The sequence below is a fragment of the Burkholderia sp. NFPP32 genome (genome assembly GCF_900119325.1).
GTDB lineage: Bacteria > Pseudomonadota > Gammaproteobacteria > Burkholderiales > Burkholderiaceae > Burkholderia > Burkholderia pyrrocinia_C.
Genome location: NZ_FPJP01000005.1, coordinates 315,757 through 334,733 on the forward strand (window position 1 = coordinate 315,757; position 18,977 = coordinate 334,733).

The following is an 18,977-nucleotide window of genomic DNA, read 5'->3' on the forward strand; positions in this document are numbered from 1 at the left end:
ACCTGGGGGGCCGTGGCAGCGTTCGGTGGCGCTGCGATTCAGACGACGGCCACGCTCCCTTACGTCGCGACGCCCATCCCGCTGCCTGCATGTGTGGTGCGCGCTGCCGTCAGCGGCGGCACCGGCGTATCAGTCAATGCATCGTTGGCAGGCATCGGTTAATCGGAGGATTCGATGAGTGACCAAGACAACATGCCAGGTCAGGATATTCCGTCGGGCCTCGCTCAGATCAAGCAATTTCGAGCCGCCGGTTTTAGCTCCGATGAAATCGACGAGTGGCAAACGAAGCAAATGAGGCAGTTGTACACCGCGGGATTTTCAATGGATGAGATTGCGGCCCATTTCGGAGTGAACGCCCCGCGAGACACGTGGCCAGCAGAATCGACGGGGAATAGCGAAATGAGTGTGGGGCAAGCTGTTGAGGCGGGTTGGCAAAGCTCTGTTACTGGACTTGTAGCCCGTGGCAAAGCGCCGGACGTTTCGATGCAACCGGGGCAGCCTTGGTATAAGCGCTTCGCCGCCAATGTCGCGCAGTTCGCCGGAGACGCGCCAGCAGCCGTAATCGGCGCCGCTGGCGGTGCTCTGGGTGGTTCGGAAACCGGCCCTGGTGCGGCGGTTACAGCTATGGCCGGAGCATTCGCCCTACCTACAGCATTGCGAATGACCTTGATGGATGCTTATGTGAAAGGCGACTTTAAGTCACCTTCTGATTTTTGGGATCGGTTTGAGCCCATTCTTGGCGAAACTCTGAAGTCCTATATAACAGGCGCTGCCGCTGGCGCCGCTACGGGGGCCGTTGGAAGTGCATTAGCGCAATCAGCGCCTGCCGTACGATCGCTTGCACAAAGTGCAGCAACTGTAGGGACGGCTACTACGGTTGGCAAAGCACTCCAACCGAACTCATCGCAACGATAGTTTTTCCTCAACCTGGAGCCCCCAATGGATAAGGCCCGCAGCACGTATAGGACACGACATGACTGTCTCGTCTTCCACTTCGCGGGCCGATTACAACGGCAACGGTGCCACCACACTGTTCCCCGTGCCGTTCTATTTCCTCGACCCGACCCACATCAAGGTTCAGCGAACGGATTTCAGCACCACGCCCCCGACCACGGCACTGCTGGTTCTCAATTCCGACTACACCGTGTCCGGCGCGGGCGTGCAACAGGGCGGATCAATCATCACCGCGATAGCACCAACTGCAGGTCAGCGCATCACGATCCTGCGCAATGTCCCGTTCACGCAGCTGACCCATTACGTTCCGAACGATCCGTTTCCGGCCGCCACGCACGAACAAGCGCTGGATCAGCTGACGATGGAAGTGCAGCAGATCAATGAAGTAGCCACGCACGCGCTGTCGTTCCCCACCTACGAAACCCCGCAGGCAACTGTCCCGCCTGCGTCCATTCGTGCAAGCACGATGCTAGGGTTCGACGCGAACGGAAACGCAACATACCTGCCGGTGCCCTCGAGCGTCGGCGCCGGCGATCTGCGCACGGACGTTTTCACCGCCGGCGTGGACTTTACGTCTGGCGTGTCGGCCAGCGTTACGTTGTCGCGGGCGCCCGGCACGGTCAACAACATCAGCATTCACTTCGATGCTTCGTGGCAAGGCCCGGATCAGGTATCGTCGTTGAATGGCGCGGTCCTGACTTTCACCGCCCCCATTCCGGTAGGCGTGCAGAAGGTCTACGTGACGTCCGGCACGACTGTTTCGCTCGGGGCGCCGTCGATCGGCTCGGTTACGGACGCTATGACGGCAGTCGGTTCGGGTCTGTATAACCGCGTGCACGATTACATCAGCGCGAAGGATTTAGGGTGTGTCGGGGACGGTGTGCACGACGACACGGCCGCGATGCAGGCCGCGTTCAACGAGGCTAATGAGCGCGGCAAAGAGCTGTTCATCCCGGCGGGCACTTACCGTCTCACTGACGCAATCAATATCGACAACTCGGGCCAGTCCACATTCCCGCAGCTTCGAATCTCGGTGCGCGGCGAGGGGCCGCAGAATTCTGTCCTGCATTGGGACAACGGCCCGCAAGGCGGTCTTTCAATCGTCGGCTCAATCACGGGAATCGCCGCGACGTCTATGCAAACGTTTCGGGATTTCAGTGTTATCAAGGATGACGGGCAGTCCATTGGAATGTTTTTCAAGTCGCACGCGCATCTGCTGTTGGAAAACATTTGGATCCTCGGCTGGAGCACGGGCATTGATTACGAGGATGTGCAGGAATCGATCCAGACCAACGTCGACGCGCAATACAACGTGACCGGTTTGCATGCGGCGCGGCTGAACTTCTCATTGCCGAATGCGCTGTCGTTCTACAACTGCACGTATGGCAATAACAAGCAAGCCGGTATCGATGCGATCAACGTCAACACGTTCACGTATATCGGTGGGTCGATCGAATCAAACAACGACCTCACGGGGTCCACGTACAACCCGGTATGGGGCTGTCGGCTGCTGACGGATAGCAACGCCGTGAACGAAGGCACCGCGAGCGGTACCTTTGTTGGCACCTACTTCGAACGTAACGGCAGTGCGACGGATGGCATCGGCAAAGCCGATCTCTGGTATGCGAATTACGCAACGGAATCGACGCTTGTAGTCAAAGGCTGCACATTCAATCGCGGCACCACGTTCGGTACCAATCAGATCCTGATCGATACGGTCGGCGGTCGGCGGCATAAGGTTGTGCTCGAAGGGAACGGGCATAGCGCGCCCCCTATGGGCGGCTATCCCGGCGCGTCACCGTCTCGACCGTACGTGAAGGTGTACAACCCGGCCGATAAGGTTTCCGTGGTGGATTTGGCAAATTTCTACCAGAGCTCAATCGAAGCGCCGAATTACGCGGGCGCAGGCGGTATGCCGGCGTCGGTGGTTTGTGCGGAATCGAATCTCGGCGGTTGGGTGCGCTTCAACGGCCTCACGTGTGAAATTGCGAAGTCGTTCGGAGTGCTTTCCGTAACGAAGACGGGGACCGGGGCCTATACCGTAACGTTGGCGCAAGCCCAGCCGTCGCCCGGATCGCGGGCGTATTTCGGTAGCGTGACCGGAGGGTTCGGACTCCCGCAGGTACCGACCGAATCGGCCTCCCAAGTGAATGTTGTCGCCGTCAACGCAGCAGGCATCCCGACCGATTTCGCGGTTGTCACGCTGTGCTGGGCGGCAGACTCGGCCGCATGACTACGACGCGCTGACCATTTCCCACCTGACGAAGGGCACACAATGAATAAGATTCTCATCGGCGCGTTGCTCGCGCTGACCGCGGCCGCGAATGCGGCCACGATGGTTCCGTCGACGCTCATCAACTGGATTTCCGTTCCGACCTGGCCCTCGGTGTCGGCCGGCACCGTTTTCGCCGGGCCGGCCGCCGCATCTGGCGCACCGACGTTCCGAGCGCTCGTGGGGTCGGACCTACCTGTCGTGACCGTCGCGAAGGGCGGAACTGGCTGCACCGCAGCATCCGGCACATGCCTCGACAACATCACGGGTTTCGCGTCGACCGGATTCCTGAAGCGCACGGGCGCCGGGGCGTACGCTTTCGTGGCCGATCCGCTGCCGGTGGCAAACGGCGGCACTGGTTCAACGACAGCAGCCGCGGCACGAACCGCGCTCGGCGCAGCGGCCAGTGGCGCGAACACCGACATCACGAGCTTGAGCGCGCCGGCCCTTGGCGCGGCCACGGCCGCCACAGCCACCGCCGGCACGAACACGACGCAAGTGGCGACGACGGCATACGTGCAGACCGCGCTCACGGGCGGCACCAACGCGGGGGCCTTCACCACGTTGAAAGGCAGCTCGCTCGCGCACCTGAAATACAACAATACGAGCGCGCAGAGCATTCCCAACTCGGCCTATACGACGGTCACGACATGGACATTGGTCTACGACGCGAACAGCAATTTCAATGCGTCGACCGGCGTGTTCACGGCGCCGGCCACCGCGTATTACCGCGTCAGTTGTCAGCTTATGTGGGGAGCGATGACGGTGTCATCTTCCAACGTCCTCGCAGCGGGACTTTTCATCGGCGCAGCCGGAACGCCGGACAGTGCTGGCTATGCTCCGGCTGCGGCATCCACTTCGAACAATGCAGTGCAGGCCAACGCCACGCTATCGCTGACATCAGGCAACACGGTGGCGTGCAAGGCGTTCCAGAACAGCGGTAGCGCTGTCGCGCTGTCCAGCTCAGCGCCGCAGGTGCAGATCGTCATCGATCAATTACCGTGAGCGGGCGCTGGCGCCAAGCACTGGCCGTTCTCGACAATGCATTAACGGCTCACGCGATCTCCACCGCCACAGGAGCGGGGAATCCGAGGTGGGCGTGCACATGCCTGGTGTTGGGCTTCGGCAGTGGCTTTCGTTCAGTCACCTGTCCGAATTAGCGTTCCGTGTTGCTACATTCGCAACACGTTGCGAATGTAGCAACAAATTCCACACAATCTACGTATGTTAGAATTTTATTGCTCAAATACCGCTCAACACCTATGATTACTTCACGGTCACTAGACAGACCGGATAGGCCAATCGGGGGTTGATCATGAAGCGCGAGCAATGGGAAGAAACCAATGATTCGTCTGACGAGTTCTATTCGAACGAGGTGTTGGCGGGCGGCTTGTGGACTCGGATCGAGATGGAGCAGATCCGCGCCGGTGACTGGTTCCGGTACGACGTCCCGCGCGACCACGAATTTTTCGGGTTGATGTTCCAAGCCGCCGACGATGCCTTCAGCGACCGCACGGGAGTTCACGTCAAGGCTGCCAAGGTTGAGCCCGACCGATCGCGCATCAGGACGGGCAAGGCTTCAGACCGTTCGTGCGTCCAGGTGTAGGAATCACCTGCGCAACCGCGCCGCGCTGGCTTTGTGGCTTGCGCGGCGCTTCACTTTAGGGGATGGGAAATGGAACGACCGCTTAATCTGCTGCCCGAGGAAGCCGCCGAGCGCCTACGGGTGTCGAAGAACACCCTTTCAAACTGGCGCGTCCAGGGGCACGGGCCCAAATTTATAAAGATGGGCCGGAAAGTTTTGTACCCACTTGCCGAGCTCGAGGCATTCGAACGAGAGCATCTACAGTCAAACACGACTGGCGTTCGGGACAGCGCGCGTTGACTGTACGTTTCCGGCATGCGAACGTCCCGCCAGCCAGAGCTCGCTGCGACACACGGCAAATAACGATAACTTTCGGGGATCAAGAATGAGAACAACGGGATTGGCTGCGGTAGCGGCCGTGCTTGTACTGGCGGGGTGCGCGACGAAGAACTATGGGCGGATGGGCAGCCTGACCGACTACGAACGCAACACCATGAGCTGTCGGGAGATCGATTTGGAGATCGCTCGCGTCGACGGATTCGCGTCGCATGTCGACAAGGAAAGTGAGTTTGATGGTCGCTCGGTCCTGTCCTTCCTTGGCGATTTCGGAATTGGAAACGTGATGGAGAAGAACGCCGCGATGAAGAGCGCCAGCGATCGGCGTCAAGCGCTCGACAGCCTGCGATCTTCAAAGCAATGTGGATACGCAACGACTACGGCGCAACCGGCCGCGTCAGCATCTGCGCCGGCGGCAGCATCGGCTGTCACGGGACAATGATGAGCGACGCCCAATATAGGAGCTCGGTGGCCGAGGGGCGTGAGCGCGTCGCGCACCTAATGCCGGTACTGCGGCAACCCGGTACGCTATGGCACCGAACCGACATTGCAGGGCTTAAATCGATCCTAGCTGACGGGGCAATTCGCCCCAATGACGGCACGCTCCCCTCGCGATACACGACTTCAGAGGACATCGGCCACGCAGGCTATCGCTTCGGTGGCGTGTGTCTGTTCGACTTCCACTCGCCCGCACTCGATGACGTTTATTGGGCAGCGCAACATTGGCATCAATTCTTGTCGCATTGTCACCCGCTGACGATCGTATTCGAGATCGCACGAGATCGGTTAGAGGAAGCAGCGTTGATCCTTCAGCCCGGAAAGGGCTGGATGCCACCGCTATACCATCCCCCGAGCGGTGGCGCACACTACCCCCGTTGGATTCCACATGTCGAGGCTTGGCACCGCGGCCCAATATCGCTGCGAAATGCACGCCGCATCCTCGCATTCAGGTCCGGTTCACGCGATAAGTTCGACCAGGTGAAGATCGGAGCCGAAACCTGTTCCGAGGTTGATCGGCTTGCTGCGGAATGGGCGGCCTCTTGTGAGGCGAAACGCGCCCAAGCGCTTGCCGAAGGCGGCATCGACCTTGTTGCCGCACTCGCTAAAACCCGAGCTGGACTGGTACGCCCCGCAAGTAGCTCGGTCAAACACGGGACTAGCCCTACGTTGCCGGACGAGAGCTCTTAGGCGCAACATTAATCAGGCGCATTTTTGAGTTGCCGGGCTCCCGTGTATGCTGCTCTCAACGGTTGCTGCAATTTACTTTTTGTAAGATAAGAAAAATGTACCACCATTACACGAAGCCTCAGGCAGCAGCTAGTATTGTCCTATCTAGCGAATTGTGGGGTAAGACAGCAGGCCCCTTTGGTATTGGTGGCCTGTCCGCTAGGGCTTTTGCGGGGCCGCACGTCCCCAGCAAAGTCAACCAGACGGTCAGCGCAGTGGAGTTTGTATCGAATGTAGCCCCGCCGCGCGTGGCCCCGTGGCATGGTTCGACTGCTGTTATGTGGCCAGACGGCACACCCGGCACACGGACGTTCACTCTTCCCACCGGCGATGATGTCGTAGCCGTACCAATTAGCGTCACGGGAGTGTTCCCATGAATATCCGCCCCTTGAGTCCGGAGCACTTAGAATCGCCTGCGGAACTGCAGCCCGCGGTGGCGTTGCGGACCAAACTGCCCACACTGGCGCACAGCCTTCACGGCAAAATCCGCCGGGAAGGGGACGCTCGCGCCCTCTTGGTGGAAATTGACGGCGTTGCATTCGCCTTCGTCTCGTACGATAGCGATCCAGAAGTTGTTCACGTGTTCGTTCCGGATAGCCTCGCAAGACGCAAGAGTCACTTTGAAAGCGTCCTTAAAGCACTGCCCGTTCGCAACGTAGAGGCTGGGTGGTGGAAGCGTCGCGATCAACAGGATTGGCCCGGCAACGACGCCCGATCGTTCGTGATCGGCGGCAGTGGCGCTGTTAGCGCGCACTAGTAGGTGTGGGTGTAGGTATAGGTTGAACGCGAGCCACAATAGAAAAAGCCCCGCAAGTCCGAGAACTTGCGGGGCTTTGTCACCGCTTTTGGCGGAGACGGAGGGATTCGAACCCTCGATCCAGGTTTTGGCCCAGATGCTCCCTTAGCAGGGGAGTGCCTTCGACCTCTCGGCCACGTCTCCCAAACTTTCGCTCGCACTAGGGAGGCAGTGCGACGAGAACGAAATAATATAGGGTTTCGAACCGCGCGTCAATTTCCGTGATGCATTTTCGTCAACGCATCACGAAAATTTCATCATGCCTGGTCGAGTTCGAATGCCTTGTGCAACGCGCGGACGGCCAACTCCATGTATTTCTCGTCGATCAGCACCGAAATCTTGATTTCGGACGTCGAGATCATCTGGATGTTGATGCCCTCTTCCGACAGCGTGCGGAACATCTTGCTCGCGACGCCCACGTGCGAACGCATGCCGACGCCGACGACCGACACCTTCGACACCTTCGGGTCGCCCTGCACCTGCTCGGCGTTCACATGGCCCTTCACCTGGTTGGTGAGGATGTCCATCGCCTTCTGGTAGTCGCCGCGGCCGACCGTGAACGTGAAGTCTGTTTTGCCTTCGACGCTCTGGTTCTGGATGATCATGTCGACGTCGACGTTCGCATCGGCGACCGGGCCGAGGATCTGATACGCGATGCCCGGCTTGTCAGGCACGCCCATCACAGCAATGCGTGCTTCGTCGCGCTGGAACGCGATGCCGGAAATGACTGCCTTTTCCATGGTCTCGTCTTCTTCAAAAGTAATCAGGGTGCCCGAGCGCATTTCTTCGTCGAGCGCAATCAGCGGATCGGTCAGGCTCGACAGCACGCGCGTCTTCACCTGGTATTTGCCGGCGAATTCGACCGAGCGGATCTGCAGAACCTTCGAGCCGAGGCTGGCCATTTCCAGCATCTCCTCGAACGTCACGCGATCGAGGCGTCGCGCCTCTTCGACGACACGCGGATCGGTCGTGTAGACGCCATCGACGTCCGTGTAGATCAGGCACTCTTCGGCATCCAGCGCAGCCGCGACCGCCACCGCCGACGTGTCCGAGCCGCCACGGCCCAGCGTCGTGATGTGGCCGTCCGGATCGACGCCCTGGAAGCCCGTGATGATCACGACCTTGCCGGCGTTCAGATCGGCCTTCACGCGCTCGTCGTCGATCGAGTGGATGCGCGCTTTCGTGAACGCGCTGTCGGTCTTGATCGGTACTTGCCAGCCGGCGTAGCTCACGGCCTCGACGCCGATTTCCTGCAGCGCGATCGACAGCAGGCCGACGCTGACCTGCTCGCCGGTCGACGCGATCATGTCGAGCTCACGCGGGCTCGGCTGGCTCGAAATCTCTTTCGCAAGACCGAGCAGACGGTTGGTTTCGCCGGACATCGCCGAAGGCACGACCACCATCTGGTGCCCGGCCTGATGCCATTTTGCGACGCGTTTCGCGACGTTCTTGATGCGCTCGACCGAGCCCATCGAAGTGCCGCCGTATTTGTGTACGATGAGTGCCATTGTCGTTCTGAACTGGAGGAGAGACCGCACGGGCGCGCTGGGCAGGCCGCGTTGCCGTTCGGTCACGCGGCTTGTGGCTGTGGACGGACGACGAGGGGGACGGCTGGGACGCAACACGCAAGCGTGACGGATTTTGCCCGGAAGGCCGATCAGGCCGCGCAAACCGGGTACGTCACGCGGGAAACCTGCACAAATCGCTCAAAAATCGAGCCGAGCAAACGTCCGAGCGTACCCGATAGAAGCCCGCTTGACAAGCCGCTCGCCGTGTCCGCAGCCGTTCCGGCGCTGTTTACCAAATGGTGAAAATGGGCGCGCCATCGCACTGCCGGAAGCCCGCCCGCCGTTACGCGATCAGCAGGTCGGGACGCCATTCGATCCGGCGCCACGCGCCGCCGCCAGACGGCCCGTTGTCGGACAATTCGCCATCGCGGTTCACGCCAAGCAGCGGCACGTAGATCAGCCGGTCGCCCGCGAACAGCAGCGGCACGTCGCGCTGCCATGCCGGCACGCCGCGCTCCTGGAACAGGTTCTTCAGCGTCCGGCCCGGGCCGCCCGGCGACGTGCGCATCCGCTCGCCGCCCGCCCGGGCGCGCGCGGCGAGCGGCGCGGCGCGCAGCAGCGCCTCCGGCACCGCGCCGGCACTTCCCGCGTCGGCCGGCGCGAACACGTACGTGCCGCGCCATCCCGGCAGGTGCCAGACTTCCTGACCGTCCCACGCGAGCGCCGATTCCGGGTGCGGCGTGCCGGTGCCGTCGTCGGCCGGTTCGGCGCTGTCGCCCGCTTCCCAGTAGACGACGTCGCGATAGAGCCGCAGGCACTGCCCCGCGTGATCGACGCGCAGCGCATGCGCGTCGTGCGCGGCGCGCAACTGCCGCATCATGTTGGCGAGCCGGGCGGCCGATGCGCCCGGCAAACCGAGCCGGCGCATCCAGAAGCGCAGCAGGTTCGCGCCGCGCGTGTCGTCGAACGCGACCAGCGACTCGCGCGACAGCGCATGACCGTCGTCGCGCGCGGCGACGGCGAAATCCAGTTCGGCCAGATCGTCGAGCAGCCGCTGCGCGGCGGCCGCATGCTGGGCCGCGCGACCGAGCGCGTCGCGAAAGCCCGGGAAATGCACGGCCAGTGCCGGCAGCACATCGATGCGCAGCGCATTGCGCGCGTAGCGCGTGTCGCTGTTCGATTCGTCGTCGATCCATTCGAGTTCGTGCTGCGTCGCATAGCGCTCAAGTTGCGCGCGCAACAATCGCAGCAATGGGCGCACGCGCTCGACGCTCGCGCCGTCGGGACGGTAGCGCGGCGCCATGGCGGCGAGCCCCGCGATCCCCGCGCCGCGCAGCAGTTGCAGCAGCACCGTCTCGGCCTGGTCGTCCGCATGCTGCGCGAGCCACAGCGCGGCCGCGCCATGGCGCTCGCACATCGCGTCGAGCGCGGCATAACGACGCTCGCGCGCGGTCGCCTCGATACCGAGACCGCTGTCGCGCGGCACGTCGACGCGCATCGATTCGAATTCGACGCCGAGCCGCGCCGCAACCGCCTCGGCATGCGCGACCCACGCGTCGGCGTTCGCGCTCAGGCCGTGATGCACGTGCAGCGCGACGCAGCGCGACGCGCCCGCGACACGCACGGCCGCGTCGAGCAGCACCGTCGAATCGAGGCCGCCGCTGTAGGCGATCGCGATGCGTGCATCGGACGGCATGCCGGAAAGCGCAACGCCGACCGCGTCGAGTACGACGCGGTCGGCGGAGAATTCGGTCGGTGGGATCACGAGAGGGACGCGCGCTCAGCGGCGCGCGTATCGAGCACGCGGCCGGTCAGGCGCCCGGCGTGGTTTCCTTGAACTTGCCGTAGGCCATCAGGCGCTCGAAGCGGCGCTCGCGCAGCGCATCGATGCTCATGCCCTGGAACTGGCGCAGCGAATCGGCGAGCGCGCGGCGCAGCAGCGCAGCCATGCCCTTCGGATCGCGATGCGCGCCGCCGAGCGGCTCGTTGATGATCTTGTCGATCAGGCCGAGCGCCTTCAGGCGGTGCGCGGTCAGGCCCAGCGCTTCCGCGGCTTCCGGCGCCTTCGCGGCGCTCTTCCACAGGATCGACGCGCAGCCTTCCGGCGAGATCACCGAGTAGGTCGAGAACTGCAGCATCATCACGGTGTCGGCCACGGCGATCGCGAGTGCGCCGCCCGAACCGCCCTCGCCGATCACCGTCGTGATGATCGGCGTCTTCAGCTCGGCCATCACATACAGGTTGCGGCCGATCGCTTCCGACTGGCCGCGCTCTTCCGCGCCGATGCCCGGGTACGCGCCCGGCGTGTCGACGAACGTGAAGATCGGCAACCCGAACTTCTCGGCGAGACGCATCAGGCGTTCGGCCTTGCGATAGCCTTCCGGACGCGGCATCCCGAAGTTGCGCGCGGCGCGCTCCTTCGTGTCGCGGCCCTTCTGGTGACCGATCACCATGCACGGATGGCCGCCGAAGCGCGCGAGACCGCCGACGATCGACAGATCGTCCGCGAATGCGCGGTCGCCGTGCAGCTCGTGAAAATCGGTAAACAGTTCCGCAACGTAATCGAGCGTGTACGGACGCTGCGGGTGCCGCGCGATCTGCGAAACCTGCCACGGCGACAGGTTCGCGTAGAGGTCCTTCGTCAGTTGCTGGCTTTTCTTCGACAGCCGCTCGATTTCTTCCGAAATATCGACAGCCGAGTCATCCTGCACGAATCGCAGTTCTTCGATCTTGGCCTCGAGTTCGGCGATCGGCTGTTCGAAATCCAGAAACGTGGTCTTCATGTGTTCGAATCCTTGGGTCTTGCGGCAGCGCGTATTCTACCCGCGCGGGCGACGCTCAAAACCGGCTCTCAACTATTGATGTTTAAAACCCGATAGCCAACATTCAGGCGTCGGTGTCGGATGCATCGAGGCTGCGCCACATGTACCAGGTCGCGACGGTGCGCCACGGTTCCCAGTTGGCCGCGACCTCGCGCGCCTCGCTACGCGTGACGGGTTCCCCGCTGAAGTAATTGACGCTGATCGCGCGGATCAGGCCCGGGTCGTCGAGCGGCAGCACATCCGGCCGCGACAGGTTGAAGATCAGGAACATCTCGGCCGTCCAGCGGCTGATGCCGCGGATCTGCGTGAGTTCCGCGATCACGTCCTCGTCGTCCATCGACGTCCATTTGTCGACGTGCAGCGCGCCCGACACGAAATGCTGCGCGAGATCGAGGATGTATTCGGTCTTGCGCTTCGACAACCCGCAAGCGATCAGCTTGTCCGCGCCGAGCCGGATCACCGGCTGCGGGGCGAGTTTCGGACAGGCGTCCTCGATATGCGCCCACAGCGACTGTGCGGACGGCACCGAAATCTGCTGGCCGACGACCGAGCGCGCGAGCGTGACGAACGGGTCGCCGCGCTTCACGAGATGCGCGGGACCGAACTTCGGGATCAGTTTCTTCAGGATCCGGTCGCGCTTGACGAGGTCGGCGCATGCCTTGTCCCAGTATGCAGGACGCACGACAACCTCCTCGCCGTCCGCTTCGGACACACGCGTCTTGCGGGCCGCGTCGGCGGCCGGCAGCGCAGCCGCCGGCTGCGCATGACCGTTGAGCGCGCCGTTCGGCGCGGCGCGCGTCGCGTCCGCCTTCGACGGCACGCGCTTGGCTGCCGGACGCGCGGCGACCGGGGTCGCGCGCCTGACCGGCGCTTTTCTGGCCGTTGGCATCCTGCCTCCTACCTGACGGATCGGTCAGTGGAACGCACCGCGCTCATACGCGACGCCATTCGGTCGATCCGCCCGGTTTGTCTTCAAGTGCGACGCCGGCCTCGAGCAGTTCTGCCCGGATCCGGTCCGCTTCGGCATAGTCCTTCGCCTGCTTCGCCGCGACGCGCGCGGCGATCTTCGCTTCGATCTCGTCGGCGGCGAGCGCGCCCGCCTGCGCGGCGCCGGACGCCTGCTGCAGGAACGCGCGCGGTTCGCGGCCCAGCAGGCCGAGCAGGCCTGCCAGTTGTTTCAGTTGCCGCGCGAGCGCCGCGTCGCGCGTGCGATTCACCTCGCCCGCCAGTTCGAACAGCGTTGCCACCGCGACGGGCGTGTTGAAGTCGTCGTTCATCGCGGCCGCGAAACGCTGCGCATGCGGCTCGTTCCAGTCGAGCGCGAGCGTGTCGGCCTCGACATCCTTCAGCGCGGTATAGAGACGCGTGAGCGACGCGCGCGCATCGTCGAGATGCACGTCGCTGTAGTTGAGCGGCGACCGGTAGTGCGTGCGCACGATGAAGAAGCGCACGACTTCGGCGTCGTACCGCTCGAGCACTTCGCGGATCGTGAAGAAGTTGCCGAGCGATTTCGACATCTTCTCGTTGTCGACCTGCACGAAGCCGTTGTGCATCCAGTAGTTGACGAACGTCTGGCCGGTCGCGCCTTCGCTCTGCGCGATCTCGTTCTCGTGGTGCGGGAATTGCAGATCCTGCCCGCCGCCATGGATGTCGAAATGATCGCCGAGCAGCGTGCAGCCCATCGCCGAGCACTCGATGTGCCAGCCCGGACGGCCCATCCCGTACTTCGACGCCCACGACGCGCCTTCTGGATCTTCCGGCTTCGCGCGCTTCCACAGCACGAAATCGAGCGGATCTTCCTTCGCGTCGTTCGCGGCGACGCGCTCGCCTGCGCGAAGATCGTCGAGCGACTTGCCCGACAGCTTCCCGTAGTTCGCGAACTTGCGCACCGAGTAATTGACGTCGCCGTCGGCCGCCTGGTACGCGTAACCGTTCGTCTCGAGCGTCTCGATCATGCCGAGCATCTGCGGAATGAATTGCGTCGCACGCGGCTCGATGTCGGGCCGCTGGATGCCGAGCGCGCCTTCATCCTCGTGCATCGCGCCGATGAACCGGTCGGTCAGCGACTTGATCGTCTCGCCGTTCTCGACCGCGCGGCGGATGATCTTGTCGTCGATGTCTGTAATGTTGCGCACATACGTGACCCGGTAGCCGATCGCACGCAGCCAGCGCTGGACGAGGTCGAACACGACCAGCATGCGCGCGTGGCCCACGTGACAATAGTCGTAGACGGTGATTCCGCATACGTACATCCGCACTTCGCCGGACTGGCGCGGCACGAAAACTTGCTTGTCACGCGCGAGCGTGTTGTAGATGCGCAGTGATTCCATAGAGATGAACCGTGAGCCGAAGGAGACCGCCCTGGCGAAGCTCGCCCAGCATGCGAAGCGGACGGACCATCTGCTGCGGCGTCAGGCCGAGCGTCCTCGCTATCACATGGGGCGGTCAGGCTGCAAGCACAGCGGTGACGGCCACGAGAGGCTAAGAAAGACTGCCTGCGGCTCGCCGGAACGCGCAGACGTTTTGTTAGAATGGCTCGGAGTATAACATTCCGATTTACGCCTATGAAACCTCATCGCGGCCGCGCGCCGAGCGCTGCGACCCTCGTTGCGACCACCGTCATGGGCGTCGCGCTGACGCTGTTCGCGGCCCCCGCGGCGCATGCGCAGAAAGCCCCGGCCACCGCCGACGGCACCCCCGAAATCGACGCGTCGATCGCCGGCAAGCAGTGGAAGCAGGCGCTCGCGCAGCTCGACGCGCGCATCGCGTCGAGCCCGCGCGACGTGCAGGCGCAGTTCAAGCGCGGCACCGTGCTGGCCCGCCTGAACCGCGACGACGATGCGATCCAGCAGTTCGTCGCGATCACGCAGGCGTACCCCGAACTGCCCGAGCCGTACAACAACCTCGCGGCGCTCTACGCGAAGCACGGCCGCTACGACGAAGCGCGCACCGCGCTCGTCACGGCGACGCAATCGAACCCGAGCTACTCGCTCGCGTACGAGAACCTCGGCGACCTGTACCTGCGCCTCGCGGCCGAATCGTACAAGCGTGCGCAATCGCTCGGCCGCACGAGCGGCGCGACCGCACAGCGCCTCGCCGACCTGCAGAAGATCGTGTCGCCGCCGAAGGTCGCACCGAATGCCCGCGCGGTCGCGCCGTCCACCCGCGACTACTCCGACCGCGCAGCCGCGAACGTGAGCACCACCACGCTGCCGATGTCGCCGACGTTCCAGTTCAGCGGTCCGTCGGGCGCACTGGCGGCGCCGTATGTCGCGCCGCCGTCGAAATAAGCGGCGCGGCCCCCTTTCCCTCCCAACCTGAGGATCGCAATGAAACGTCTGTTGCTGGCGCTTGGCGGCGCCGCCCTTCTCGCGACCGCGCCCGCTTTCGCGCAAACGGCCACCGCGCACCCGGTCGTGCAGCTCAAGACCTCGCAGGGCGACATCCGTGTCGAGCTCTACCCGGAGAAGGCGCCGAAGTCGGTCGCCAACTTCCTCGATTACGTGAAGGCCGGCCAGTACAACGGCACGATCTTCCATCGCGTGATCAAGGGCTTCATGATCCAGGGCGGCGGCTACAAGACCAGCTTCGAAGAGAAGCCGACCCGCGCGCCGATTCCGCTGGAGAGCCGCAATGGTCTGAAGAACCTGACGGGCACGATCGCGATGGCGCGCACGAGCGATCCGAACTCGGCCACCGCGCAGTTCTTCATCAACACGGTCGACAACAGCGGCCTCGACTACCCGAACCCGGACGGCAACGGCTATGCGGTGTTCGGCAAGGTCGTGTCGGGCCTCGACGTCGTGAAGAAGATCGAAGGCGTGGCGACGACCTCGCGCGGCCCGATGCAGGACGTGCCCGCGCAACCGGTCGTGATCGAATCGGCCAGCATCGTCTCGAAGTAAGAACCTGCCGGCACGTCCGGCGACTCACGCGGCCGCGTCGCACGACCGGCCGCGTGCCATTTAAACCGCCTCACCGAAGGAATTCATCATGGTTGAACTGCATACGAACCACGGCGTGATCAAGCTCGAGCTCGACGCCGCGAAGGCACCGAAGACGGTCGAGAACTTCCTGAACTACGTGAAGAAGGGCCACTACGACGGCACCGTGTTCCATCGTGTGATCAACGGCTTCATGATCCAGGGCGGCGGCTTCGAGCCGGGCCTGAAGCAGAAGCCGACCGACGCGCCGATCGACAACGAAGCGAACAACGGCCTGAAGAACGACAACTACACGGTCGCGATGGCGCGCACGAACGATCCGCACTCGGCCACCGCCCAGTTCTTCATCAACGTGAACGACAACGACTTCCTGAACCACTCGTCGCCGACGCCGCAGGGCTGGGGCTACGCGGTGTTCGGCAAGGTCGTCGAAGGCCAGGACGTGGTCGACAAGATCAAGGGCGTCAAGACGGGCAACGCCGGTTTCCACCAGGACGTGCCGACCGACGACGTCGTGATCGAGAAGGCCGTCGTGGTCTGACGCACGGTAACGGAGGCACTTCGATGTTGCAGGAGAGTCCGCCGCGAAGCGTCTCCGCGGGCGTGCCGGGCGAGCGCGAATACGCGCAAGCCGCACGCCCGTTCCTGTTGCTCTCCGATCTGCACCTGAGCGAAGCGATTCCGAAGACGGTCGCCGCGTTCGAGCATTTCGTGAAATACACCGCCGACAGCGCCGACTCGGTGTTCATCCTCGGCGATCTTTTCGAATACTGGATCGGCGACGACATCCTCGACGACGATCCGTTCGCGGCACGCATGGCCGCGCTGATGCACACGCTCTCGGAACGAGGAATCGCGCTCTACGTGATGCACGGCAACCGCGATTTCCTGCTCGGCCGGCGCTTCATGAAAGCAGCCGGCGCGATGTTGCTGCCCGATCCTTCGCTGATCATGGCGTTCGGCCAACGCATCGTGCTCGCGCACGGCGACGCGCAATGCACGGCCGACCGCGGCTACCAGGTGTTCCGCCGCTTCGCACGCAACCGCGTCGCGCAATGGCTGTTTCTCGCATGGCCGTTGCGCTGGCGCCGCGCGCTCGCGCAACGCATGCGCTCGAACAGCGAAGCGGGCCGGATGCGCCCTGCTTCGGCGATCTACGATGTCACGCGTGAAGGCGTGGCCGCGCTGTTCCGGAAAAGCCGCGCAACCGTGATCATTCACGGCCACACGCACCGCCCCGCGAGCCACGCCGAACCGGGCGGCATCCGCTGGGTGCTGCCCGACTGGGATCTCGACCACGGTGCGCCGCGCGGCGGCTACCTGCGCGTCGACGCGGAAGGCATTCACGCGATGCCGCTCGACTGACGCCGCTGCTGCCGTCTCGCCGACTGGCAGCCGTCGGCGTGCATCGCATTACGACTGACGCTCGACCGCCTTTCCTTCCAGCACCGCCGACAGCCTGCGCAGGTCGAGGCGCGCCGCATCGGCGCCCTGCAGCGTTTCCAGATGCGTGCCGAGCCGCTCGAGCGCCGCGACGATCTCGTCGACGCGGCGGCTTTCCTTCGCCGCGTGATCGATCAGCCCGTGAATCGCGAGCGACATCGGATCGTCGGCGTTCGGCGTGATCCCGTATGCGCAGAACGCCGCGCGTTCCGGCTGCGGCTTCGGCTGCGCCGGCATCACGATGCGCGCCGGATTGCCGACCGCCGTGCCGCCCGCCGGCACCGGCTTCACGACGACCGCGTTCGAACCGATCTTCGCGCCCGCGCCGACCGTGAAACCGCCCAGCACCTTCGCGCCCGCGCCGACGATCACGCCGGCCTCGAGCGTCGGGTGGCGCTTCGCGCCGCGCGTGAGCGACGTGCCGCCCAGCGTCACGCCCTGATAGATCGTGCAGTCGTCGCCGATGATCGCCGTCTCGCCGATCACGACACCCATGCCGTGATCGATGAACACGCGCCGGCCGATCGTCGCACCGGGGTGGATCTCGATACCCGTCAGAAACCGCCCGGCCTGCGACGCGAAACGTGCAAGCCAGTAGCGCTTTGCGCGCCAGCAGGCATGCGCGAAACGGTGCAGCACGAGCGCATGCAGCCCCGGATAACAGGTCAGCACTTCCCAGGCACTTCGAGCGGCGGGATCCCGCTCGCGAATCGTTGCAACGTCTTCGCGCAGTCTCGTGAACATGATCTGATCGGGGAAAAGGCCGGCGCGCACCGCCGGCAATGACCGGCCGTTATCGCGCCGGGTAATTTGCTTATGACGTCCGGCGATTGTAGGGCCAGTCGCGCACGGCCGCACGAGGTCGCGCGTTCACCCCGCCGCCGGCGCGGGTATTCGGGCGGGAGGCTCGCTGTCGCGGTGTTTGCGGGAGGTGCGGCCGGTCGGAAACGCTCGGGGCCCGCCGCCTCCGGAGGCCGCGCAACGCCGCCCGGCCGACCGTGACGCCGCGCCTGAACGCCAGGTTGCCGGTGCGCCGGCCGCTTACGCGTCGCCGTCGGGCTTGCCCGATTTCAGCAGGATGTGCTTCGCGACGCCGCGCAGGATGTTGACCTCCTCACGCTCGAGGCCCGTGCGTGCGAACAGGCGCCGCAGCCGCGGCATCAGTTTCTTCGGATTGCGCGGGTCGAGGAAATCGAGCGCGATCAGCGCGTTCTCAAGGTGCACGTACATCCGCTCGATCTCGTCGCTCTGCGCGAGCGTGCCGGCCTCGGCCGGCGGTTGCGGCGAAGGCTCGCTCGCCTGCTCGAGAAACGCGACGCGCAGCTCGTACGCGAGCACCTGCACGGCCTGTGCGAGGTTCAGCGAGCTGTATGCAGGGTTCGCCGGAATGTGCGCAAGCGCGCTGCACTGCTCGACATGCTCGTTCGCGAGGCCCGTGCGCTCGTTGCCGAACACGAGCGCGATGTCGCCCGCGCCGACCTGCGCGCATGCCTGCGCGGCGGCCGCGCGCGGCGCAAGGCGCGGCGGCCCGTATTCGCGTGTGCGCGCGGTCAGCGCGATCGACCAGTGGACGCCGGACAGCGCGTCGCCAAGCGTCGGCACGACATGCGCGGACGCGAGGACGTCGTCCGCGCCGCTGGCCATCGCGATCGCCTCGGGGTCGCTCTGCACGTGCGGCACGCGCGGCGCAACCAGCACGAGACGCGAGAAGCCCATCGTCTTCAGCGCGCGGGCGGCCGCCCCGACATTGCCGGGATGGCTCGGCTCGACGAGCACGAAACGGGTGGACGTGAAGCCGCCGGACGGCGGCCGGGACGTGTCCGCGCCCGACTCGGACGGCGCGGCGGTGTTCTGCGGGGTTTCCACTACGATACGACTCGGTTCATCAGAATGGCCGTATGGTAGCGCTATCGCTCCGGCAAACCCACTCGTCCGGACGGCCAGCGGGGGTTTCCCCGCATTCCGGTCGCCTGAACCCGCCAAAAATCGGGTAAAATCATGACTTTACGCGTCGCGCTCCGTGCGACGCGGGTCGTACCCCGCTCTTTGTCAATTCGCGTCTCACCTCGCCCGGCACGCTTGCGCCGTCC

18 protein-coding genes and 1 tRNA gene are annotated in these 18,977 nt (G+C 64.0%); 11 read left to right on the top strand and 8 right to left on the bottom strand.

Annotated elements, in window-relative coordinates:
* Positions 1-174: 174 nt before the first annotated feature.
* The 7 genes from BT264_RS38125 to BT264_RS38130 all read left to right on the top strand — a co-directional run bounded on the left by BT264_RS38125 (position 175) and on the right by BT264_RS38130 (position 7,131).
* The gene (locus BT264_RS38125; RefSeq protein ID WP_143155687.1) at positions 175-915 is read left to right on the top strand and encodes a hypothetical protein; all 741 of its coding nucleotides are present in this window, start codon (positions 175-177) and stop codon (positions 913-915) included.
* A 58-nt stretch (positions 916-973) separates the two neighbouring features.
* The gene (locus tag BT264_RS13175) at positions 974-3,187 is read left to right on the top strand and encodes a glycosyl hydrolase family 28-related protein (RefSeq protein WP_072437034.1); all 2,214 of its coding nucleotides are present in this window, start codon (positions 974-976) and stop codon (positions 3,185-3,187) included.
* 42 nt (positions 3,188-3,229) lie between these two features.
* The gene (locus BT264_RS39895; protein ID WP_256260624.1) at positions 3,230-4,231 is read left to right on the top strand and encodes a hypothetical protein; all 1,002 of its coding nucleotides are present in this window, start codon (positions 3,230-3,232) and stop codon (positions 4,229-4,231) included.
* Positions 4,232-4,541: 310 nt separating this feature from the next.
* Positions 4,542-4,832 (top strand): hypothetical protein, encoded by a 291-nt coding sequence (locus BT264_RS13185; RefSeq protein ID WP_072437033.1) that lies wholly within the window; start codon positions 4,542-4,544, stop codon positions 4,830-4,832.
* Positions 4,833-4,901: 69 nt separating this feature from the next.
* Positions 4,902-5,111: a helix-turn-helix domain-containing protein gene (locus BT264_RS13190; RefSeq protein ID WP_072437032.1), complete on the top strand. Its 210-nt coding sequence runs from the start codon at positions 4,902-4,904 to the stop codon at positions 5,109-5,111.
* Between the two features lie 85 nt (positions 5,112-5,196).
* The gene (locus BT264_RS13195; RefSeq protein WP_072437031.1) at positions 5,197-5,589 is read left to right on the top strand and encodes a hypothetical protein; all 393 of its coding nucleotides are present in this window, start codon (positions 5,197-5,199) and stop codon (positions 5,587-5,589) included.
* Between the two features lie 1,158 nt (positions 5,590-6,747).
* The gene (locus BT264_RS38130; RefSeq protein WP_133059156.1) at positions 6,748-7,131 is read left to right on the top strand and encodes a hypothetical protein; all 384 of its coding nucleotides are present in this window, start codon (positions 6,748-6,750) and stop codon (positions 7,129-7,131) included.
* Positions 7,132-7,220: 89 nt separating this feature from the next.
* Here the strand turns inward: BT264_RS38130 and BT264_RS13205 are convergent.
* The 6 genes from BT264_RS13205 to cysS form a co-directional block, all read right to left on the bottom strand.
* Positions 7,221-7,314 (bottom strand) — tRNA-Ser (locus BT264_RS13205).
* Between the two features lie 113 nt (positions 7,315-7,427).
* Complete coding sequence (locus BT264_RS13210; protein WP_034184693.1) at positions 7,428-8,678, bottom strand: aspartate kinase; 1,251 nt, start codon at positions 8,676-8,678, stop codon at positions 7,428-7,430.
* Between the two features lie 343 nt (positions 8,679-9,021).
* On the bottom strand, positions 9,022-10,443 hold the full coding sequence (gene tilS, locus BT264_RS13215; RefSeq protein ID WP_072437029.1) for a tRNA lysidine(34) synthetase TilS: 1,422 nt from the start codon (positions 10,441-10,443) through the stop codon (positions 9,022-9,024).
* A gap of 46 nt (positions 10,444-10,489) precedes the next feature.
* Positions 10,490-11,461, bottom strand: coding sequence for an acetyl-CoA carboxylase carboxyltransferase subunit alpha (locus tag BT264_RS13220; protein ID WP_006478433.1), 972 nt, complete (start codon positions 11,459-11,461; stop codon positions 10,490-10,492).
* A 103-nt stretch (positions 11,462-11,564) separates the two neighbouring features.
* Positions 11,565-12,389, bottom strand: coding sequence for a DNA-3-methyladenine glycosylase family protein (locus BT264_RS13225; RefSeq protein ID WP_072437028.1), 825 nt, complete (start codon positions 12,387-12,389; stop codon positions 11,565-11,567).
* A gap of 43 nt (positions 12,390-12,432) precedes the next feature.
* Complete coding sequence (cysS, locus tag BT264_RS13230) at positions 12,433-13,830, bottom strand: cysteine--tRNA ligase (protein ID WP_072437027.1); 1,398 nt, start codon at positions 13,828-13,830, stop codon at positions 12,433-12,435.
* A 234-nt stretch (positions 13,831-14,064) separates the two neighbouring features.
* On the opposite strand from cysS, the gene BT264_RS13240 reads away from it, so the two are divergent.
* The 4 genes from BT264_RS13240 to BT264_RS13255 all read left to right on the top strand — a co-directional run bounded on the left by BT264_RS13240 (position 14,065) and on the right by BT264_RS13255 (position 16,809).
* Complete coding sequence (locus tag BT264_RS13240) at positions 14,065-14,790, top strand: tetratricopeptide repeat protein (protein WP_072437025.1); 726 nt, start codon at positions 14,065-14,067, stop codon at positions 14,788-14,790.
* A gap of 39 nt (positions 14,791-14,829) precedes the next feature.
* On the top strand, positions 14,830-15,405 hold the full coding sequence (locus BT264_RS13245) for a peptidylprolyl isomerase (protein ID WP_034183593.1): 576 nt from the start codon (positions 14,830-14,832) through the stop codon (positions 15,403-15,405).
* A gap of 88 nt (positions 15,406-15,493) precedes the next feature.
* Positions 15,494-15,985, top strand: coding sequence for a peptidylprolyl isomerase (locus BT264_RS13250; RefSeq protein WP_006478428.1), 492 nt, complete (start codon positions 15,494-15,496; stop codon positions 15,983-15,985).
* Between the two features lie 23 nt (positions 15,986-16,008).
* Positions 16,009-16,809 (top strand): UDP-2,3-diacylglucosamine diphosphatase, encoded by an 801-nt coding sequence (locus tag BT264_RS13255; RefSeq protein ID WP_072437024.1) that lies wholly within the window; start codon positions 16,009-16,011, stop codon positions 16,807-16,809.
* A 48-nt stretch (positions 16,810-16,857) separates the two neighbouring features.
* On the opposite strand, the gene cysE is transcribed toward BT264_RS13255, so the two are convergent.
* The gene (cysE, locus tag BT264_RS13260; protein ID WP_072437251.1) at positions 16,858-17,631 is read right to left on the bottom strand and encodes a serine O-acetyltransferase; all 774 of its coding nucleotides are present in this window, start codon (positions 17,629-17,631) and stop codon (positions 16,858-16,860) included.
* A gap of 297 nt (positions 17,632-17,928) precedes the next feature.
* A complete protein-coding gene (locus BT264_RS13265; RefSeq protein ID WP_072437023.1) occupies positions 17,929-18,753 on the bottom strand; it encodes an RNA methyltransferase in 825 nt (274 codons plus the stop codon).
* Between the last annotated feature and the right edge of the window lie 224 nt (positions 18,754-18,977).